At 60.2% G+C, this 216-nt stretch carries 1 rRNA gene; it reads right to left on the bottom strand.

Annotation, left to right across the window (positions count from 1 at the left end):
- A 16S ribosomal RNA gene (locus AAC854_RS24935) occupies positions 1-216 on the bottom strand; the annotation flags it as partial.

Genomic DNA, 216 nt, shown 5'->3' with positions numbered 1-216 from the left:
CAGCTAGGGATCGTCGCCTAGGTGGGCCGTTACCCCGCCTACTAGCTAATCCCATCTGGGTTCATCCGATGGCGTGAGGCCCGAAGGTCCCCCACTTTGCTCCCCAGAGGTCATGCGGTATTAGCCACCGTTTCCAGTGGTTATCCCCCTCCATCGGGCAGATCCCCAGACATTACTCACCCGTCCGCCGCTCGCCGGCAAAGAAGCAAGCTTCTT

Source organism: Xenorhabdus entomophaga, assembly GCF_037996725.1.
GTDB lineage: Bacteria > Pseudomonadota > Gammaproteobacteria > Enterobacterales > Enterobacteriaceae > Xenorhabdus > Xenorhabdus khoisanae.
The sequence above is the reverse complement of the archived record's forward strand: the minus strand, read 5'-3'. Positions and strand labels throughout refer to the sequence as shown.